This window comes from Gymnodinialimonas sp. 57CJ19 (assembly GCF_038396845.1).
Classification (GTDB): Bacteria; Pseudomonadota; Alphaproteobacteria; order Rhodobacterales; family Rhodobacteraceae; genus Gymnodinialimonas.
Window position 1 is genome coordinate 1098291 of record NZ_CP151587.1, and the last position, 19985, is coordinate 1118275.

Consider the following 19985-nt stretch of genomic DNA (forward strand, 5'->3'; position numbering starts at 1 on the left):
CCCAATATTGAGGCATCCGACAGCGCGCACCGCTGGGATGTGGTAATGGGGAGAGGGCCGATTCTGGCCTTGGTGAAACATTCGGCCCGGCACGGGCCCGCTAATAAACGGAAACGCACTCATGGCGAAGCGCTGGTACTCGGTCTCGGTTCTGTCGAACTTTGAAAAACGTATCGCAGAGCAGATCAGGACCGCCGTGGCCGAAAAGGGCCTGGAGGACGTGATCGAAGAAGTGCTGGTGCCCGAAGAAGACGTGATCGAAATCCGTCGCGGCAAAAAGGTCACCGTGCCGCGCCGCTTCATGCCCGGCTATGTGCTGGTCCGCATGGAAATGACCGACATCGGCTATCACGTGATTTCCTCGATCCAGCGGGTCACAGGTTTCCTTGGTCCCCAAGGCCGTCCCATGCCCATGCGCGATGAAGAGGTGAACGCGATCCTCAACCGTGTGGAAGAAGGCGAAGCATCGCCACGCTCCACGATCACGTTTGACGTGGGCGAGAAGGTCAAGGTCAACGATGGCCCGTTCGAGGATTTCGATGGCATGGTCGAGGAAGTGGACGAAGAGAACCAGCGCCTCAAGGTTACGGTTTCCATCTTTGGCCGCGCGACGCCGGTGGAACTGGAATACACGCAGGTTTCCAAGCAAATGTAAGGTTTGGTCCTTGTCCGGAACTTCCATAGCCGCCCTTCTGGGGCGGCTTTTTCGTTTGCGGGCGGGGCGTCGGGACTGACGGCCTCCGAAAACGTGACTAACTAATTGTTAAGCGTCGCGCCCTAGGGTGCAGGGATGGAGCTACTACGCCTCTTTCTGCCTGTGGTTTTCCCGTCTTGGCGCTTCTTTGCAGAGATCGGGGCGAGCCCGCGCATCCATTTTCGTACGGGCGATGGGCCGTGGCGGGACGCGATGGAGCGTCCTTGCGCCTTGAGTATCGCTCAACGGCTGCGGCGGTTGTTCTGGAACCCCGGATGGAATGAGGCGCTCTTTCTGTCGGCGCTGGCGGAACGGCTTCTTGTGGCCCCTGAACCGTGGCTGATGCCCGAGATTGAGGCGCGGCTCATGCGCTGCCACGGCTTGCCCCATCCGCCTGAGATTCGGTTGCTTTTTGTCACGCCCTCAGGGACCGAACAGGCGTGGCCCCGTGACGTTTGATCTGGCCCTGCGCTTGACCGAGGTCCTGTTGGCAGTGGCCTTGATCCAGCGCGGTGCGGAAGATGTGCGCCATGGGCCGGGTCTGTTTGGCACCCAGATCCTTTGCGGGGCGGCGCTGATATGCGGGTTGTGGCCTGCGATCGTGGTGCTATGGGGGCTGGGTCTTGTGCAGCTTGCGCGGTTTCGCGGGCCCTACAACGGCGGATCGGACAAGATGGTTCTGCTTGTCATGACCTGCGTGATGGCGGCGCATCTTGTGCCAGCGCTGGCCGAGGTTGCCTTGGCCTATCTGGCGGTCCAACTGGTGCTGTCCTACGCGGTGTCGGGTTGGGTCAAGCTGCGCAACCCGGATTGGCGCGACGGCACCGCCTTGAGAGAGGTATTCGCCTTCTCCATCTACCCCAACAGCGAAGACCTGCGGGCTTTATCCCAAAGGCCCTTATTGATGCGCGGGGCATCCTTGGGGGTAATCGGGTTTGAACTGGCCATGCCGTTGGCGTTGCTAAGCCAAGGCACCCTTTGGGCAGCCCTTGGGGTGGCGGCGCTGTTTCATCTGAGTAATGGGCTTCTGCTGGGGCTGAATCGGTTTGTGTGGGCCTGGCTTGCGGCCTTCCCAGCCCTGATCTGGTTTCAGGCACACCTCCTTGGATGAACCCGCTTGCTTTTATGGCGCGTCACGCGTATTGCCCCGCGTGGTCGCCCGATCCATCGGAACAGGCGGCTAACCACCGTGGGAGGCGCGCGCCACGCGAGGCGCAACCCAGACCACGTCAACAAAGGCCCCGCTACGCGATGTTGGGGCTGTTGGTATAAAGGAGAGGCCTCATGGCCAAGAAACTCGTCGGCTCGATGAAGCTGCAGATCCCTGCAGGTCAAGCCAACCCAAGCCCCCCCGTGGGCCCTGCGCTGGGTCAGCGCGGCATCAACATCATGGAATTCTGCAAGGCGTTCAACGCCAAGACGCAGGAAATGGAGCAAGGCGCCCCTTGCCCGACTGTGATCCAGTACTACCAAGACAAATCCTTCACGATGGACATCAAGACGCCACCTGCGGCGTACTATCTGAAGAAAGCAGCTGGCCTGAAGAACGTTGGCAAGCGCAACCGTCCTCGGGGGGCCGAGCTGCCCGGTCGTGAGACCGTGGCCTCGATCACGTCCAAGCAACTGCGCGAAATCGCAGAAGCCAAGATGGTAGACCTCAGCGCGAACGACGTTGAAGCAGCAATGAAAATCATCCTTGGCTCCGCCAAGTCGATGGGCATCGAGGTGAAGGGGTAATAACCATGGGTAAAGTGGGAAAACGCTTCGCCGCTGCTAAAGCAGCCTTTGAAGGTCAAGAGAACGTCACGGTTGAAGAAGCCGTAGCGCTGATCAAAGCCAACTCGAACACAAAGTTCGACGAAACGATCGAAATCGCCCTGAAGCTCGGCGTTGATCCTCGTCACGCAGACCAAATGGTTCGTGGCACGGTCAACCTGCCGAACGGCACCGGTAAAACGGTCCGTGTGGCTGTGTTCGCCCGTGGCCCCAAGGCTGAAGAGGCCGAGGCCGCAGGCGCGGACATCGTTGGCGCAGAGGATCTGATGGAAACCGTGCAAAGCGGCAAGATCGACTTCGATCGCTGCATTGCTACACCTGACATGATGCCTATCGTTGGTCGTCTGGGTAAGGTGCTTGGCCCCCGGAACCTGATGCCGAACCCAAAAATCGGCACAGTGACCATGGACGTCAAAGAGGCCGTTGAGGCCGCCAAAGGCGGTCAGGTCCAGTTCAAGGCCGAAAAAGCCGGCGTGGTTCACGCAGGCGTTGGCAAGGTTTCCTTCTCGGAAGCTCAGCTGGTGGAAAACATCCGCGCGTTCGTGGATGCGGTTTCCAAGGCGAAGCCAACAGGCGCAAAAGGTTCCTACATGCAGAAGATCAACCTGTCCTCCACCATGGGTCCAGGCGTGTCTTTGAATGTGGACAACGCAACCGGCAACTAAGCCGCCTGCTGCGAAGTGAATTGAACGGCGCGAGGGTATCCCCCTCGCGCCGTTTTTTATGGGGTATATGCCTTCGCCCCCTTGGCAAACTGCACCGATCCGTTTAGGGACGCCCTTGCAGCAGAGCGTGCGATTCGTCGGACGCTCTTTTGCGTTTCGTCCGAGACGGTGGGTTGGGACCTTAAAATCCCGTTAATTCCTGCCTGAGATGGGATCAGACATAAGTTGAACGCTCACCCGTTGAGCGCTTGGCGGCGTTTGGTTCCGTTGCCAATACGGACCAAAAACCGCCGGAGCGATCCGGTTAATTGAGCGGCGAGGAAACTCGCCAAATTGGAGAAAACCTGTGGATAGAGCCCAGAAAGAGAAAGTGGTCGAGGAACTCGGCCAGATCTTTGAAAGCTCTGGCGTCGTGGTAGTTGCACACTATCAGGGCCTCACGGTTGCTAACATGCAAGATCTGCGCGGTCGCGTTCGCGACGCAGGCGGGGCCGTGCGTGTTGCCAAGAACAAGCTCGCCAAGATTGCCCTTGATGGAACGCCTGCCGCTGGCATCGCTGACCTGATGACGGGCATGACGGTTATGGCCTATTCGGAAGACCCGGTCGCTGCTGCCAAAGCTGCGGACGAGTTTGCCAAAGAGAATGACAACTACGTCATCCTCGGCGGTGCGATGGGCGATAACATCTTGGATGCCGATGGTGTGAAAGCCGTTGCGAAGATGCCTTCCCGCGAGGAGCTTATTGCCTCCATCGCAGGTTGTATCGGCGCACCAGCCTCCAACATCGCCGGTGCCATTGGCGCGCCTGCCTCGAATATCGCTTCCATCCTTTCGACTATCGAAGAGAAGGCGGCGTAAGCACCCGTTGAGACCCCAACCCTTGTGGCGTTGGAACACATACTTACATACGGAAAAAGCAAATGGCTGATCTGAAGAAACTCGCAGAAGACATCGTTGGTCTGACCCTCCTGGAAGCCCAGGAACTGAAGACCATCCTGAAAGACGAATACGGCATCGAGCCCGCCGCTGGCGGCGCAGTGATGATGGCCGGTCCTGCTGACGGTGGCGCAGCCGCTGAAGAGCAGACCGAATTCGACGTCGTTCTGAAGAACGCCGGCGCCTCCAAGATCAACGTGATCAAGGAAGTTCGCGGCATCACGGGCCTCGGCCTGAAAGAAGCAAAAGACCTGGTCGAAGCCGGTGGCAAGATCAAAGAAGGCGTCGACAAAGCGGAAGCCGAAGACGTCAAAGCCAAGCTGGAAGCAGCTGGCGCAGAGGTCGAGCTGGCCTAATTTGGTTGGCAGCCCCACCTGTTGGGGCGAAGAATTGGCTGGATCCGAGGGAAACCTTGGGTCCAGCCGTATCTGTCTTAGAAGATGACACCTTGAACGGGTGCGTTTTGGTAAGGACCCTTTTCGGAAGGGGTGTTTTCCAAGGCGATGACAATGGATCGTGCTTTGCCGGTGGGACGGCAGACAGATTGATCCGTCATGTCTTATTTCTTGCTACCCTCAGCCGGGGCCCCGACGGCATGAGGGAGGCGCGAGAAACGAAAGGTGCGATCGAACATGGCGCAAACTTACGCAGGCCAGAAACGTATCCGCAAATTCTACGGAAAAATCGACGAGGTTCTGGCAATGCCGAACCTGATCGAGGTGCAGAAGTCGTCCTACGACCTGTTCCTCAAATCTGGTGACCAGCTGGAGCCGATGGACGGCGAAGGCATCAAGGGTGTTTTCCAGTCGGTTTTCCCGATCAAGGATTTCAACGAAACGGCAATCCTGGAGTTCGTGAAATACGAACTGGAGACGCCCAAATTCGATGTTGAGGAGTGCCAGCAGCGCGACCTCACTTACGCCGCGCCCCTGAAGGTGACGCTGCGGCTCATCGTGTTTGATATCGACGAGGACACAGGTGCCAAGTCGGTCAAGGACATCAAGGAACAAGACGTGTTCATGGGCGACATGCCCCTGATGACGCCAAACGGGACGTTCGTTGTGAACGGCACCGAGCGTGTGATCGTATCCCAGATGCACCGCTCGCCCGGCGTGTTCTTCGATCACGACAAAGGCAAGACCCACTCGTCCGGCAAGCTGCTGTTCGCCTGCCGCATCATCCCCTACCGCGGTTCCTGGTTGGACTTCGAGTTTGACGCCAAAGACATCGTCTTCTCGCGCATCGACCGCCGTCGAAAGCTGCCTGTCACGACCCTGCTGTATGCTCTGGGTCTGGACCAGGAAGGCATCATGGATGCCTATTACGACACGGTTAACTACAAGCTGGTTAAAGGCGAAGGTTGGTCCACGAAGTTCTTCCCGGAACGTGTTCGTGGCACACGCCCTGTCGCTGATCTGGTGGACGCCAAGACCGGTGAAGTGATTGCCGAAGCTGGCAAGAAGGTTACCCCGCGCGCGGTCAAGAAGTGGATCGAAGAGGGCGAAATCGAAAACCTGCTGGTGCCTTTCGACGGTATCATCGGTCGCTTCGCAGCCAAGGACATCATCAACGAAGAAACCGGCGCCATTTACGTGGAAGCCGGTGACGAATTGACGTGGGAGATCGGCAAAGACGGCGAAGTCAGCGGCGGAACGCTGAAAGAGCTGATCGACGCGGGTATCACGGACATCCCGGTTCTCGACATCGATAACGTCAATGTCGGCCCTTACATGCGCAACACGCTGGCTGTGGACAAGAACCTCAACCGTGAAGGCGCGTTGATGGACATCTACCGCGTCATGCGTCCGGGCGAGCCGCCCACCGTTGAAGCTGCGTCGAACCTGTTCGACCAATTGTTCTTCGATAGCGAGCGCTATGACCTGTCCGCCGTTGGCCGGGTGAAGATGAATATGCGTCTCGATTTGGACGCGGAAGACACCATGCGCACCCTGCGCAAGGAAGACATCATCGCCTGCATCAAGGCGCTGGTCGAGCTGCGCGACGGGCGCGGCGACATCGACGACATCGACCACCTCGGCAACCGTCGTGTGCGTTCGGTCGGCGAGTTGATGGAAAACCAGTACCGCGTCGGCCTGCTCCGCATGGAGCGCGCGATCAAGGAGCGTATGTCCTCGGTCGAAATCGACACGGTGATGCCGCAGGACCTGATCAACGCCAAGCCAGCAGCCGCTGCCGTGCGTGAATTCTTCGGCTCCTCGCAGCTGTCGCAGTTCATGGACCAAACCAACCCGCTCTCGGAAGTGACGCACAAGCGTCGTCTTTCCGCGCTTGGGCCAGGTGGTCTGACTCGTGAGCGTGCGGGCTTCGAGGTGCGCGACGTTCACCCGACCCACTACGGTCGGATGTGCCCGATTGAAACGCCGGAAGGGCCGAACATTGGTCTGATCAACTCGCTGGCCACCTACGCCCGCGTGAACAAATACGGCTTCATCGAAACGCCCTATCGCCGCGTGAACGACGCTGTGGTGTCTGACGACGTGGTTTATATGTCCGCGACCGAAGAAATGCGTCACACCGTGGCTCAGGCGAACGCCAACCTCGACGAGGACGGCAAGTTCGTCAACGACATGGTCAACACGCGGATGTCCGGCGAATACACGCTGAACCCCCGTGAAGCGATTGACCTGATCGACGTTTCGCCAAAGCAGTTGGTCTCGGTCGCGGCATCCTTGATCCCCTTCCTCGAGAACGACGACGCCAACCGCGCGTTGATGGGATCGAACATGCAACGTCAGGCCGTGCCGCTTCTGCAAGCGGATGCGCCTTACGTGGGCACCGGGATCGAGGCCGTGGTGGCCAAGGACTCCGGCGCCGCGATCATGGCAAAGCGGGGCGGTGTTATCGACCAGGTCGACGCACAGCGTATCGTTATCCGGGCCACCGAAGACCTTGAGTTGGGCGACGCGGGCGTGGACATCTACCGTCTGCGCAAGTTCCAGCGGTCCAACCAGAACACCTGCATCAACCAGCGTCCGCTGGTGAAGGTGGGCGACAAGGTTGGCAAAGACGAAGTGATTGCCGACGGCCCCTCCACCGATATCGGTGAACTGGCACTCGGCAAGAACGTGGTCGTCGCGTTCATGCCCTGGAACGGCTACAACTACGAAGACTCGATCCTGATTTCTGAGCGTATTTCGCGTGATGACGTCTTCACCTCGATCCACATCGAGGAATTTGAAGTCGCCGCCCGTGACACGAAGCTTGGGCCAGAAGAGATCACCCGTGACATTCCCAACGTCGGTGAGGAAGCCCTGCGCAACCTCGACGAAGCGGGCATCGTCTACATCGGCGCCGAAGTGGAGCCGGGCGATATCCTTGTGGGTAAGATCACGCCGAAGGGCGAAAGCCCGATGACGCCGGAAGAAAAACTTCTGCGCGCCATCTTTGGCGAGAAAGCCTCGGACGTTCGTGACACCTCGCTGCGGGTGAAGCCCGGCGACTACGGCACGATCGTGGAAGTGCGCGTCTTCAACCGCCACGGTGTGGAGAAGGACGAACGTGCCCTCCAGATCGAGCGGGAAGAAGTTGAGCGTCTGGCCCGTGACCGTGACGACGAGTTGGTGATCCTTGAGCGGAACATCTACGCCCGTCTGCGCGGCATGATCCTTGGCAAAACCGCTGTGAAAGGCCCCAAAGGCGTAAAAGCCGATACGGTCATCACCGAAGAGCTGCTGGACGGTCAATTGTCCCGCGGTCAGTGGTGGCAGCTTGCTTTGGAAGACGAGCAGGACGCAGCTCAGATTGAGGCTTTGAACCGACAGTTCGACACGCAGAAACGCGCGCTCGATCACCGGTTCGAGGACAAGGTCGAGAAGGTCCGTCGCGGCGACGATCTGCCTCCGGGTGTGATGAAGATGGTCAAAGTCTTCATCGCCGTGAAGCGCAAGCTTCAGCCGGGCGATAAGATGGCCGGTCGTCACGGGAACAAAGGTGTGATTTCCAAGGTGGTCCCAATGGAGGACATGCCATTCCTTGCGGATGGTACGCCGGTCGATTTCTGTCTGAACCCACTGGGCGTTCCTTCGCGGATGAACGTTGGTCAGATCCTTGAAACCCACATGGGTTGGGCCGCACGCGGCATGGGTCTGCAAATTGACGAAGCGCTGGACGAGTATCGCCGCCACGGTGATCTGACCCCAGTGCGTGAAGCGCTCAAGATCGCTTACGGCGATGACGTCTACGAAGAGGCTTTCGCATCCCGTGATGAGGAATCGCTTCTGGAAGCGGCAGGCAACGTCACCAAAGGTGTTCCGATTGCAACGCCCGTCTTTGACGGCGCGAAGGAAGCGGATGTGAACGACGCGCTGGTCCGCGCTGGCTTCTCCACCTCGGGTCAGTCGAAATTGTTCGACGGCCGCACCGGTGAGCAGTTCGCCCGTGAAGTGACGGTGGGTGTCAAATACCTGCTGAAACTGCACCACTTGGTGGACGACAAGATCCACGCCCGTTCCACGGGACCGTACTCGCTTGTTACGCAGCAGCCGCTGGGTGGTAAGGCGCAGTTTGGTGGTCAGCGCTTCGGTGAGATGGAAGTTTGGGCCCTTGAAGCCTACGGCGCCGCCTACACCTTGCAGGAAATGCTGACGGTGAAGTCGGATGACGTGGCAGGCCGGACCAAGGTCTACGAGAGCATCGTCAAGGGTGAGGACAACTTCGAGGCTGGCGTGCCAGAATCGTTCAACGTTCTCGTCAAAGAGGTCCGCGGTCTGGGCCTCAACATGGAACTCCTGGATGCAGAGGGTGAGGAGTGAGCTGAACTCCGGGCCAAGGCCCGGTCTACGGCAAACGGGTATACCGGGCTTTAGCCCGGGTGCCCCACCCAACGCGACATTCGAGGTACTAAGATGAACCAGGAACTGACAAACAACCCGTTCAACCCGCTGACGCCGCCAAAGGCATTCGACGAGATCAAGGTCTCGCTCGCTTCGCCAGAGCGCATTCTCAGCTGGTCCTACGGTGAAATCAAGAAGCCCGAGACGATCAACTATCGTACGTTCAAGCCCGAGCGTGATGGTCTGTTCTGTGCTCGGATCTTTGGCCCGATCAAAGATTACGAATGCCTTTGCGGCAAATATAAACGGATGAAGTATCGCGGCGTTGTCTGCGAGAAATGCGGTGTGGAAGTCACGCTGCAAAAGGTCCGTCGTGAGCGTATGGGCCACATCGAACTGGCCGCGCCCGTTGCGCACATCTGGTTCCTCAAGTCGCTGCCTTCGCGCATCGGCCTGATGCTGGATATGACTCTGCGTGATCTGGAACGTATTCTCTACTTCGAGAACTACGTGGTGATCGAGCCTGGCCTGACGGACCTGCAATACGGTCAGTTGATGGGCGAGGAAGAGTTCATGGACGCCCAGGACGCCTACGGCGCCGATGCGTTCCAGGCCAACATCGGTGCGGAAGCCATCCGCGAGATGCTGTCCCAGATTGATCTCGAGTCCGAGGCCAACCAGCTGCGCGAGGACCTCAAGGAGGCTACGGGTGAGCTGAAGCCGAAGAAGATCATCAAGCGTCTGAAGATCGTCGAGTCCTTCCTCGAGTCCGGCAACCGGCCCGAATGGATGGTCATGACCGTTGTGCCCGTGATCCCGCCAGAGCTGCGCCCGCTGGTGCCGCTGGATGGGGGCCGTTTCGCGACGTCCGACCTCAACGACCTGTATCGCCGCGTGATCAACCGGAACAACCGTCTGAAGCGTCTGATTGAACTTCGCGCGCCGGACATCATCATTCGTAACGAAAAACGGATGTTGCAGGAATCCGTCGACGCTTTGTTCGACAACGGCCGTCGTGGCCGCGTGATCACCGGTGCCAACAAGCGTCCGCTGAAATCGCTGTCCGACATGCTGAAGGGCAAGCAGGGTCGCTTCCGTCAGAACCTTTTGGGTAAGCGCGTCGACTTCTCGGGTCGTTCGGTCATTGTGACCGGTCCCGAGTTGAAGCTGCACCAGTGCGGTCTGCCGAAGAAGATGGCGTTGGAGCTGTTCAAGCCGTTCATCTACTCGCGTCTTGAGGCCAAAGGTCTGTCTTCCACTGTGAAGCAAGCCAAGAAGCTGGTCGAAAAAGAGCGTCCCGAGGTTTGGGATATCCTCGACGAGGTTATTCGTGAGCATCCGGTTCTGCTGAACCGTGCGCCTACGCTGCACCGTCTTGGCATCCAGGCGTTCGAGCCGGTTCTGATCGAAGGTAAAGCGATCCAGCTTCACCCGCTGGTCTGTTCCGCGTTCAACGCTGACTTCGACGGCGACCAGATGGCCGTTCACGTGCCGCTTTCGCTGGAAGCACAGCTGGAAGCCCGCGTTCTGATGATGTCCACGAACAACGTTCTGTCGCCTGCAAACGGCGCGCCGATCATTGTTCCGTCGCAGGATATGATCCTGGGTCTCTACTACGTCACGCTGGCCCGTGAGGGCATGGTTGGCGAAGGCATGATCTTCGCTGACGTGGACGAAGTGCGCCACGCGTTGGATGCCGGTGAAATCCACCTGCACTCCAAGATCACGGCACGCCTGCCGCAGATCGACGAAGAGGGCAACGAGTACATGAAGCGGTTCGAGACGACCCCGGGCCGTGTGCTTCTGGGTGCGCTTCTGCCGCTGAACGCCAAGGCGCCATTCGATCTGGTGAACCGTCTTCTTCGGAAGAAGGAAGTGCAGCAGGTCATCGACACCGTCTACCGTTATTGCGGTCAGAAAGAGTCGGTCATCTTCTGTGACCAGATCATGACGATGGGTTTCCGTGAAGCGTTCAAGGCGGGCATCTCGTTCGGTAAGGACGACATGGTCATCCCCGACAGCAAGTGGGAACTGGTCGGCGAAGCGCGCGATCAGGTGAAGGAGTTCGAACAGCAGTACATGGACGGCCTGATCACTCAGGGCGAAAAGTACAACAAGGTCATCGATTCGTGGTCGAAGGTGAACGACAAGGTCACCGACGCCATGATGGGCACGATCTCGGCCTCCAAGCGGGACGAGACGGGCGCAGAGATGGAGCCGAACTCGGTCTACATGATGGCCCACTCCGGTGCGCGTGGTTCTGTCACGCAGATGAAGCAGTTGGGCGGCATGCGCGGCCTGATGGCCAAGCCGAACGGCGAGATTATCGAAACGCCGATCATCTCGAACTTTAAAGAAGGCCTTACGGTTCTCGAATACTTCAACTCCACCCACGGTGCCCGGAAGGGTCTGTCGGATACGGCGTTGAAGACGGCGAACTCGGGCTACCTGACGCGTCGTCTTGTGGACGTGGCCCAGGACTGCATCGTGCGTATGGACGATTGCGGCACCGAGAACACGATCAAGGCCGAAGCGGCTGTCAACGACGGTGAAGTCGTGGCGTCGCTGGCTGAGCGTATTCTGGGCCGGACTGCGGGTGAGGATGTCTTTATTCCGGGTACGGAAGAGATCATCGTCGCCAAAGGTGAGCTGATCGACGAGCGCAAGGCCGACGCGGTGGAAGCCGCTGGCGTCACCACCATGCAGATGCGTTCGCCGCTGACCTGTGAAGCGGAAGAGGGCGTTTGCGCGACCTGCTACGGTCGTGACCTTGCACGCGGTACGAAGGTGAACACCGGCGAAGCCGTGGGCATCATCGCGGCGCAGTCGATTGGTGAGCCCGGCACACAGCTGACGATGCGGACGTTCCACATCGGCGGTGTTGCGCAGGGTGGCCAGCAGTCGTTCCAAGAGGTGAACGTCGACGGTAAGGTCGAGTTCCGCAACGCGAACTTGCTGACCAACGCGGCTGGCGAGAACGTGGTGATGGGCCGGAACATGGTTCTGGCGATCATGGACGATCAAGGTGCGGAACGCGCCTCGTTCAAGCTTGGCTACGGTACCAACGTTCTTGTGCAAGAAGGCGCAATGGTTACCCGTGGCGACCGTCTGTTCGAATGGGATCCCTACACCCTGCCGATCATCGCGGAAGCAGCGGGTCAGGCGAAGTTCGTTGACCTTATCTCCGGCATTTCGATCCGGGATGAGACCGATGACGCGACAGGCATGACCCAGAAGATCGTCTCGGATTGGCGCACGGCCCCTAAAGGCAATGAGCTGAAGCCCGAGATCATCATCGCCGATGCCGATGGGGAGCCGATGCGGAATGAGCAGGGCAACCCTGTGATCTACACCATGTCGGTGGATGCGATTTTGTCGATCGAAGAAGGTCAGGCGGTCAAAGCCGGTGACGTGATTGCGCGTATCCCTCGGGAAGGTGCGAAGACGAAGGACATTACCGGTGGTCTGCCGCGTGTGGCCGAACTCTTCGAAGCCCGTCGTCCCAAGGATCACGCGATCATCGCGGAAATCGACGGCTACGTGAAATTCGGACGCGACTTCAAGAACAAGCGCCGGATTGCCATCGTACCCGCCGACGAAAGCCAGGAGCCGGTGGAATACATGGTGCCCAAGGGCAAGCACATTCCTGTGGCCGAAGGCGACTTCGTGCAGGTCGGTGACTACATCATGGACGGCAACCCTGCGCCCCACGACATCCTTGCGGTGTTGGGTGTGGAGGCTCTGGCCGACTACATGATCGCCGAGGTGCAGGACGTGTACCGACTTCAGGGCGTGAAGATCAACGATAAGCACATCGAGGTTATCGTTCGTCAGATGCTCCAGAAGTGGGAGATCCAGGACTCCGGTGAGACCACGCTGCTCAAGGGCGAGCACGTGGACAAGGCCGAGTTCGATGCCGCCAACGCGAAGGCTGTCCGTGATGGTCGTCGTCCGGCACAGGGGGAGCCGATCCTTCTGGGTATCACCAAGGCGTCGCTGCAAACCCGCAGCTTCATCTCTGCCGCGTCCTTCCAGGAAACCACGCGCGTGCTGACCGAGGCTTCGGTTCAGGGCAAGCGGGACAAGCTGGTTGGCCTGAAAGAGAACGTCATCGTGGGTCGTCTGATCCCGGCGGGCACCGGTGGTGCGACGCAAGAGGTCGAGCGGATTGCGAAATCCCGTGACCAAGTGGTTGTTGATGCGGCGCAAGCCGAAGCAGCCGCCGCCGCCGCCCTGGCCGCTCCTGTTGTGGAAGAACCCACAGCCGAAGGTGACGCAGCCGAATAAGGCTTCGCCTCAGACAAATTTAAGACGCCCCGTTGGAAACAGCGGGGCGTTTTTTTGTGTGATTTCGCCCAGGATCGTTGCTACCGTTCACCAAATGTTCCGGGCGCAGGAGAGAGCCATGACAAACGACAGCAACCCACCCATCGACTACATCGAGTTCACCTCTCCGGATGTGGAGGCGACGCAGGCGTTCTTCGCGGCCGCGTTTGGCTGGAGCTACATCGACTATGGCCCCGACTACAAAGACATCCAGGGCGCGGGCCTTGGTAGCGGGATCGAGCGTGGCGAAACTCGCCCCCCATTGCCGGTTCTCAAGGCTGATGATCTGGAAGCCATGCTGGACCGCTTGAAGGCCGCAGGGGCCGAGATCACGAAAGACATCTTTGAATTTCCGGGCGGGCGCAGGTTCCAGTTCCGGGAACCGGGCGGCACCGAGATGGCGGTCTGGACCACCGCTGGCGATGATCATGGATGAGTTGACGCAGGTGGCTGAGGCCGTGAAAGCCCTTGCCCGCGACATTGCGCCCAGGCTTGAATATACACCCAAGTACGGCGGAGAGGTTTTCGTCTCCAATCCCGCCGAGCCGCAAAGTTTTGTGGGCGGCATATTCTTATACAAGAATCATCTGTCGATTGAGTTCTCGGATGGGGCCAACTTCGATGATCCGCAAGGGCTGCTGGAAGGCAAAGGCAAGGCGCGCAGGCATCTGAAATTGCACAATCTGGCGGAGATCACGGAGAAGTCCGTTACGGGATTTCTGCGTCAAGCTTTCGACTAGGTCACGGGGGATTCCCCAACGCGGTGACATCGCCTAACTTGTGCCTTATCGGACGGGTAGGGGCATCTCATGAGTGCAGTGAACAAGATCATTGGCGTGTGCCGTTTCTCGTATCTGGGCGATGCGGGCTTCCGGACCTTGAAGGGTGGGGCAGAGCAGGCGGCCAAAGTGCTTTATGCCCCGGGCCGGATGCAGCGCCGTTTCGCGTATTTCGAAAACATCTGTTTGCCGTCCTTGGCTGTGCAATCCGACCCTGACTTTACCTTTGTCGCGTTGATCGCAGACACGATGCCCTTCCATTTCCGCAAGCGCCTGAAACGGCTGGCCGAGAAGTACCCTTTCTTGCGCATCGCGACGCTGGAAGCTGCGGGCCCCCTCAACTCTACCCGCCGTGCGTTTCGGCGTGGTTTGGATGAGGAAGAGGCGGACTTCATCACCGGGTTCAGGCTCGATGACGATGACGCTGTGGGCATGGACTACATCGAGCGCACGAGAGAGATTTCGGATAACCTGATCAAGCTTGGATGGGCCACCGCCGAGGTGCCTGCCGCCGTGTGCTTCCATCGGGGTATCTACTGGGACATGAAGCGCGATGAGGATCAGTTCTGGGACTACTCCGAGCCGCAGCCCTTGGGCCTTGCGGCGGCGATGATCCATCATCCTGACAGCCAACATAACATCTACCGCTGGAACCACCGAAAGCTGGCCTGCAACGCGCGATGCTGGATTGATCCCCACGAATATATGTTTGTGCGCACGCTTCACGGACACAACGATAGCGACAGGTCCATTCCGCCCGGCGCCCGGCAATTGCCCGATTGGCAGGCGCGCAAGTTGTTCCGCGAACGCTTTGGCCTGAACCCCAAGCGGCTACTTCCGATGATGAAGAAGCTGCAAGAGGAAGGCTCGGGCATGGCCCGGCAATTGGCGGCCGAGGCGCGCGCCGATATGAACCAGCCAAGTGTGGACGGCAACGAATGACACCCAACCTGAAGGGCGCGTGCCTGATGATGGCCAGCATGGCCTCGTTCACCATGAACGACGCTGTGGTGAAGCTGATCACCGAAGATGTGCCTCTGTTCCAGTTCGTGCTGATCCGGGGGCTGCTGACCACGGCATTATTGGCGGCCACCGCCTATGGCTTTGGCGGCCTTAGCTTGCGCATCCCCCGTGCCGACCGGTCCCGCGTGGCCCTGCGCACCTTCTTCGAAATCGGCTCGATGATCGCGTTTTTGTCGGCCTTGGTGAACATGCCTCTCGCGAATGCCACCGCGATCCTTGCGGCCTTGCCTTTGTCCATTACCGTGGGGGCTGCGGTGTTTTTTGGGGAGCCCTTGGGCTGGCGCAGGATCACCGCGACCCTTATCGGGGCGGCAGGGGTCTTGATGATCGTGCAGCCCGGCACGGATGGTTTCAACGCCCATTCCCTTTGGGCTTTGGTGGCAGTCGTCCTGGTCACGGGCCGCGATCTGGTAACCCGCGGGTTCAGCGATGACGTGCCCTCCATGGGCGTCGCCGTCATCACTGCTTTCGCGGTCAGTCTTGTGGGCGGCGTGCTGTCCACGCGCGAGGCTTGGGTTGCCTTTGACGGGTATAGCATTGTGTTGCTTCTGATGGCCTCGGTTTTAATTATCGGGGGTTATGTCTTCTCGATCCTTGTGATGCGGGTGGGCGAAGTCTCGGTCGTGGCACCGTTCCGGTACTCGGGGTTGGTGTTCGCGTTAATCATTGGGTTGGTCATTTTTGGCGAATGGCCCAACGGCCTTGCGCTGTGTGGGGCATTGATCGTGGTGGCCACGGGTATTTACACGCTGATCCGCGAACAGCGCTTATCAAGGAGGCAGACCCTTGGCTGAAGGTGTGCAAATCCAAGGGCTGTGCCGCTTCTCGTTCCCCTGCACCGGCGGGTTCAAGAAGTACCACGAAAGTCTGGCGGAGCGCCGCGCCGCGCTTTACGCGCCCAAGCGCTTGGACGAGCGGACATTGTGGTTCGAACATATCTTCCTGCCGCCTCTGCGGGCGCAAACCGACAAGGATTTCACGCTGCATTTGCTGTTGGGAGAGGACTTTCCCGATCCATGGCGGTCCCGCGTGGAAGCTGCGATTGCCGATATCCCCCAGGTTCAGACCCATTGGCGAGAGCCGGGCGATCACCGGGCGATCTGTCGGGACGTGATGTGGGGCGGGCGCGATGGGACGCGGGCCGTCGTGGCAGAGTTCCGGCTGGACGATGATGACGCGGTCGCGGTGGATTACGTGCAGCAGCTGCGGCGCAGTTGGGGCAAGGTCGCGCGACTGGCAAATTTCCACGGCCGCGTGGCCCTGGACCACGGCAAAGGCATGGTGTTGGAGGCGCAGGGCGACGGCACGATCAAACCCCATGTGCTTAACACCCATTGTTGGTCGGCGGGGTTGGCGATCTATCTGAAGCCCGATGATGAGGCGATCATCATGGACTTCCCCCATCACAAGATCTGGGCGCGGGTCCCGTATGTGAACCTGACCGATAGCGTCATGTTCATTCGCGGCGATCACGCCCATAACGATGCGAAGACGCCATTTGGGGCCGGGCAGCCTATCTCCATGAAGGCCGAAGAAATCGCCCCCCTGACCCTGCGGCGCTTTGCGATTGATTTGCCCCGGTTCGAAGCAGCGTGGCACGGCCTGACCGCTTGACCCGGTGGTGCTGTTGACAGGGTTGGCGACTCCACCTATACGGCGCCCATCTGGCTAGGACTCATCTCGTGTCCCGTAATGCCGAAATACAGTTCTGAGTGGCCACGATCCGGGCAATTTAAGCGCCTTGATCCTCTGGAAATTCCTCCGCGGCGTCCTCCAGGTAGGGAAGGGACCACGCGGTTTTGGTGTTGTCTATGTGGTTTGGCCGCGCATGGGACACCAGACATGAAGATGAGCAAACCGGGGAGACCCCATGCCAACGATCCAACAGCTGATCCGCAAGCCGCGGCAGCCTAAAGTAAAACGCTCCAAGTCTCAGCACATGGAAGGCTGCCCGCAGAAGCGCGGCGTCTGCACACGTGTTTATACAACGACTCCGAAGAAGCCGAACTCGGCTATGCGGAAAGTTGCGAAGGTTCGTCTGACGAACGGCTTCGAGGTCATCAGCTACATCGGTGGCGAAAGCCACAACCTTCAGGAGCACTCTGTGGTTCTGATCCGCGGCGGTCGCGTAAAAGACCTTCCCGGTGTGCGTTACCACATCCTGCGCGGTGTACTCGATACGCAAGGCGTCAAAGATCGTCGCCAGCGTCGTTCGAAGTACGGCGCCAAGCGCCCCAAATAAGGAGAGCAGCAGATGTCACGTCGTCACGCCGCCGAGAAACGCCAGGTTCTGCCAGACGCCAAGTTTGGCGATATGGTCCTGACCAAATTCATGAACAACCTGATGATCGACGGCAAAAAATCCGTCGCTGAGCGGATTGTTTACAACGCCTTCGATCGTGTCGAAGGCAAGCTGAAGCGCGCCCCCGTGGAAGTGTTCCACGAAGCGCTTGAAAACATCAAACCCGCCGTGGAAGTTCGCTCCCGCCGTGTGGGTGGTGCCACCTACCAGGTGCCCGTTGATGTGCGCCCCGAGCGCCGCGAAGCATTGGCCATCCGTTGGTTGATCAACGCGTCCCGCGCCCGGAACGAGAACACCATGGAAGAGCGTCTGGCCGGTGAGCTGGTTGATGCGGTCAACATGCGTGGTTCCGCCGTTAAAAAGCGCGAAGACACCCACAAGATGGCCGACGCCAACCGCGCGTTCAGCCACTACCGCTGGTAATATTTTGGCGCCGGTTCGCCCGGCGTTACAAGCGATCAGGCGGCCCCAACCGGGGGCCGCTTCCCCGTTTAAACTTTAGTCTTAGGACAGCCCATGGCACGCGATTATCCTCTCGAGCGCTACCGCAACTTCGGAATTATGGCCCACATTGATGCGGGCAAGACCACCGTGTCCGAGCGTATCCTGTTTTATACCGGCAAGAACCACACCATGGGCGAGACCCACGATGGTGCAGGGACGATGGACTGGATGGAGCAGGAACAAGAGCGCGGCATCACGATTACCTCCGCTGCGACCACCACCTTCTGGGAACGCACGGAAGACGGCCAATCCGCCGATTCCGAGAAGCACCGCTTCAACATCATCGACACCCCCGGTCACGTGGACTTCACCATCGAAGTCGAGCGTTCGCTGGCCGTTCTTGACGGCGCCGTTTGCGTGTTGGATGCCAACGCCGGTGTTGAGCCTCAGACCGAGACGGTTTGGCGTCAGGCCGACCGTTACAAGGTTCCGCGGATGGTGTTCGTCAACAAGATGGACAAAGTCGGCGCGGACTTCTTCAACTGCGTGCACATGATCGAAGACCGCACCGGCGCGCGCGCCGTTCCAGTCGGTATTCCGATCGGCGCCGAGAATGACCTCGAGGGTCTGATTGACCTCGTGACCATGGAAGAGTGGCTGTGGCAGGGCGAAGATCTGGGCGCGTCCTGGGTGAAGGCGCCGATCCGCGCCGAATTGCAGGACATGGCCAACGAATGGCGTGCCAAGATGATCGAAGCCGCCGTCGAGCAAGACGACGACGCGATGGAAGCCTACCTGATGGACGCGGCAGAGCCCGACGTGGCGACCCTGCGCGAATTGCTGCGCAAGGGTACACTCGCCATGGCATTCGTGCCGGTTCTTGGCGGTTCTGCGTTCAAGAACAAGGGCGTGCAGCCTCTGTTGAACGCTGTTGTTGACTTCCTGCCGAGCCCGCTCGACGTGGTTGACTACATGGGCTTCAAGCCCGGCGACGAAGACGAAGTTCGCAACATCCCGCGCCGTGCCGACGACGACATGGCCTTCTCGGGCCTGGCGTTCAAAATCATGAACGACCCCTTCGTGGGCTCCTTGACCTTTGTCCGGATCTACTCCGGTCAGCTGCGCAAGGGCGACAACATGATCAACTCGACCAAGCAGAACAACGAGCGCGTTGGTCGGATGATGATGATGCACTCCAACAACCGCGAAGAGATCGAAGAGGCATTCGCCGGCGACATCATCGCGTTGGGTGGCCTGAAGAACACCACGACCGGTGACACGCTTTGCGACAAGAACGACCCCGTTGTTCTGGAAACGATGACGTTCCCCGATCCAGTGATCGAGATCGCCGTTGAGCCCAAGACGAAAGCGGACCAGGAGAAAATGGCGATGGCGCTTCAGCGTTTGTCGGCAGAAGACCCCTCTTTCCGCGTCGAGACTGATTTGGAATCCGGCCAGACCATTATGCGTGGCATGGGCGAACTCCACCTCGACATCCTCGTCGACCGCATGAAGCGTGAATTCAAGGTTGAAGCCAACATCGGTGCGCCTCAGGTGGCTTACCGTGAGACCATCGGCCACGAAGTCGAGCATACCTACACCCACAAGAAACAGTCGGGTGGTTCGGGTCAGTACGCTGAAGTCAAGCTGCTCATCTCTCCGACGGAGCCGGGCGAAGGTTACTCGTTCGAATCCAAGATCGTTGGTGGTGCTGTTCCAAAGGAATACATCCCCGGCGTCGAGAAGGGCATCAAGTCCGTTATGGACAGCGGTCCGCTCGCGGGCTTCCCCGTGATCGACTTCAAGGTGCAGCTGCTGGACGGTAAGTTCCACGACGTTGACTCCTCGGTTCTCGCGTTCGAAATCGCAGCTCGTATGGGCATGCGTGAAGGGATGCGGAAAGCGGGCGCCAAGCTTCTCGAGCCTATCATGAAGGTCGAGGTCATCACGCCAGAGGATTACACCGGTGGTATCATCGGCGACCTCACATCGCGTCGTGGTCAGGTTCAGGGTCAAGATACGCGCGGCAATGCCATCGCGATCGACGCCTTCGTGCCGCTGGCCAACATGTTCGGCTACATCAACACCCTGCGCTCCATGTCTTCGGGCCGCGCGCAGTTCTCGATGCAGTTCGACCACTACGAACCCGTTCCGCAGAACATCTCTGACGAGATCCAAGCGAAATACGCCTAAGCGGCGGGGCGGATTGTCCGCCCGCCCCACCCAACTGGGCCCTCGCGCCCGAG

Annotated in this window: 17 protein-coding genes; all 17 read left to right on the forward strand. The window is 59.3% G+C overall.

Annotated elements, in window-relative coordinates; all coding sequences use genetic code 11:
- Positions 1–121 precede the first annotated feature (121 nt).
- The 17 genes from nusG (at position 122) to fusA (ending at position 19932) form a co-directional block, all read left to right on the forward strand.
- Complete coding sequence (gene nusG, locus AADW23_RS05460) at positions 122–655, forward strand: transcription termination/antitermination protein NusG (protein WP_341863516.1); 534 nt, start codon at positions 122–124, stop codon at positions 653–655.
- Positions 656–790: 135 nt separating this feature from the next.
- Complete coding sequence (locus AADW23_RS05465; protein ID WP_341863517.1) at positions 791–1153, forward strand: hypothetical protein; 363 nt, start codon at positions 791–793, stop codon at positions 1151–1153.
- Positions 1143–1805, forward strand: coding sequence for an HTTM domain-containing protein (locus AADW23_RS05470; protein ID WP_341863518.1), 663 nt, complete (start codon positions 1143–1145; stop codon positions 1803–1805). Before AADW23_RS05465 ends, AADW23_RS05470 begins: the two co-directional genes overlap by 11 nt.
- Before the next feature lie 173 nt (positions 1806–1978).
- Positions 1979–2431, forward strand: a complete 453-nt coding sequence (gene rplK, locus AADW23_RS05475) for a 50S ribosomal protein L11 (RefSeq protein WP_341863519.1) — start codon at positions 1979–1981, stop codon at positions 2429–2431.
- 5 nt (positions 2432–2436) lie between these two features.
- Positions 2437–3135 (forward strand): 50S ribosomal protein L1, encoded by a 699-nt coding sequence (gene rplA / locus AADW23_RS05480; protein ID WP_341863520.1) that lies wholly within the window; start codon positions 2437–2439, stop codon positions 3133–3135.
- Between the two features lie 346 nt (positions 3136–3481).
- On the forward strand, positions 3482–3994 hold the full coding sequence (rplJ, locus tag AADW23_RS05485) for a 50S ribosomal protein L10 (protein ID WP_341863521.1): 513 nt from the start codon (positions 3482–3484) through the stop codon (positions 3992–3994).
- Positions 3995–4056: 62 nt separating this feature from the next.
- Positions 4057–4428: a 50S ribosomal protein L7/L12 gene (gene rplL, locus AADW23_RS05490; protein WP_341863522.1), complete on the forward strand. Its 372-nt coding sequence runs from the start codon at positions 4057–4059 to the stop codon at positions 4426–4428.
- A gap of 276 nt (positions 4429–4704) precedes the next feature.
- Complete coding sequence (gene rpoB / locus AADW23_RS05495; protein ID WP_341863523.1) at positions 4705–8844, forward strand: DNA-directed RNA polymerase subunit beta; 4140 nt, start codon at positions 4705–4707, stop codon at positions 8842–8844.
- Between the two features lie 93 nt (positions 8845–8937).
- On the forward strand, positions 8938–13152 hold the full coding sequence (rpoC, locus tag AADW23_RS05500; RefSeq protein ID WP_341863524.1) for a DNA-directed RNA polymerase subunit beta': 4215 nt from the start codon (positions 8938–8940) through the stop codon (positions 13150–13152).
- A gap of 118 nt (positions 13153–13270) precedes the next feature.
- On the forward strand, positions 13271–13627 hold the full coding sequence (locus AADW23_RS05505) for a VOC family protein (protein WP_341863525.1): 357 nt from the start codon (positions 13271–13273) through the stop codon (positions 13625–13627).
- A complete protein-coding gene (locus tag AADW23_RS05510; RefSeq protein WP_341863526.1) occupies positions 13620–13931 on the forward strand; it encodes a DUF1801 domain-containing protein in 312 nt (103 codons plus the stop codon). Before AADW23_RS05505 ends, AADW23_RS05510 begins: the two co-directional genes overlap by 8 nt.
- Before the next feature lie 69 nt (positions 13932–14000).
- Positions 14001–14912: a glycosyltransferase gene (locus tag AADW23_RS05515; RefSeq protein ID WP_341863527.1), complete on the forward strand. Its 912-nt coding sequence runs from the start codon at positions 14001–14003 to the stop codon at positions 14910–14912.
- The gene (locus tag AADW23_RS05520) at positions 14909–15787 is read left to right on the forward strand and encodes a DMT family transporter (protein WP_341863528.1); all 879 of its coding nucleotides are present in this window, start codon (positions 14909–14911) and stop codon (positions 15785–15787) included. The genes AADW23_RS05515 and AADW23_RS05520 overlap by 4 nt, the downstream gene beginning before the upstream one ends.
- Positions 15780–16607, forward strand: a complete 828-nt coding sequence (locus tag AADW23_RS05525) for a putative rhamnosyl transferase (RefSeq protein ID WP_341863529.1) — start codon at positions 15780–15782, stop codon at positions 16605–16607. Before AADW23_RS05520 ends, AADW23_RS05525 begins: the two co-directional genes overlap by 8 nt.
- A 256-nt stretch (positions 16608–16863) precedes the next feature.
- Entirely contained in the window at positions 16864–17235 is a 372-nt protein-coding gene (rpsL, locus tag AADW23_RS05530; protein ID WP_341863530.1) for a 30S ribosomal protein S12, read from the forward strand.
- Positions 17236–17247: 12 nt separating this feature from the next.
- A complete protein-coding gene (gene rpsG / locus AADW23_RS05535) occupies positions 17248–17718 on the forward strand; it encodes a 30S ribosomal protein S7 (RefSeq protein WP_341863531.1) in 471 nt (156 codons plus the stop codon).
- Between the two features lie 93 nt (positions 17719–17811).
- Positions 17812–19932, forward strand: a complete 2121-nt coding sequence (gene fusA, locus AADW23_RS05540; RefSeq protein WP_341863532.1) for an elongation factor G — start codon at positions 17812–17814, stop codon at positions 19930–19932.
- Positions 19933–19985: the final 53 nt, after the last annotated feature.

What these genes read in the sequence shown, in the direction of transcription:
- nusG (WP_341863516.1), top strand. Translation starts at nt 122, where the DNA reads ATGGCGAAGCGCTGGTACTCGGTCTCGGTTCTGTCGAACTTTGAAAAA.
- AADW23_RS05465 (WP_341863517.1), top strand. Translation starts at nt 791, where the DNA reads ATGGAGCTACTACGCCTCTTTCTGCCTGTGGTTTTCCCGTCTTGGCGC.
- rplK (WP_341863519.1), top strand. Translation starts at nt 1,979, where the DNA reads ATGGCCAAGAAACTCGTCGGCTCGATGAAGCTGCAGATCCCTGCAGGT.
- rplA (WP_341863520.1), top strand. Translation starts at nt 2,437, where the DNA reads ATGGGTAAAGTGGGAAAACGCTTCGCCGCTGCTAAAGCAGCCTTTGAA.
- rplL (WP_341863522.1), top strand. Translation starts at nt 4,057, where the DNA reads ATGGCTGATCTGAAGAAACTCGCAGAAGACATCGTTGGTCTGACCCTC.
- rpoB (WP_341863523.1), top strand. Translation starts at nt 4,705, where the DNA reads ATGGCGCAAACTTACGCAGGCCAGAAACGTATCCGCAAATTCTACGGA.
- rpoC (WP_341863524.1), top strand. Translation starts at nt 8,938, where the DNA reads ATGAACCAGGAACTGACAAACAACCCGTTCAACCCGCTGACGCCGCCA.
- AADW23_RS05505 (WP_341863525.1), top strand. Translation starts at nt 13,271, where the DNA reads ATGACAAACGACAGCAACCCACCCATCGACTACATCGAGTTCACCTCT.
- AADW23_RS05510 (WP_341863526.1), top strand. Translation starts at nt 13,620, where the DNA reads ATGGATGAGTTGACGCAGGTGGCTGAGGCCGTGAAAGCCCTTGCCCGC.
- AADW23_RS05515 (WP_341863527.1), top strand. Translation starts at nt 14,001, where the DNA reads ATGAGTGCAGTGAACAAGATCATTGGCGTGTGCCGTTTCTCGTATCTG.
- AADW23_RS05520 (WP_341863528.1), top strand. Translation starts at nt 14,909, where the DNA reads ATGACACCCAACCTGAAGGGCGCGTGCCTGATGATGGCCAGCATGGCC.
- rpsL (WP_341863530.1), top strand. Translation starts at nt 16,864, where the DNA reads ATGCCAACGATCCAACAGCTGATCCGCAAGCCGCGGCAGCCTAAAGTA.
- rpsG (WP_341863531.1), top strand. Translation starts at nt 17,248, where the DNA reads ATGTCACGTCGTCACGCCGCCGAGAAACGCCAGGTTCTGCCAGACGCC.
- fusA (WP_341863532.1), top strand. Translation starts at nt 17,812, where the DNA reads ATGGCACGCGATTATCCTCTCGAGCGCTACCGCAACTTCGGAATTATG.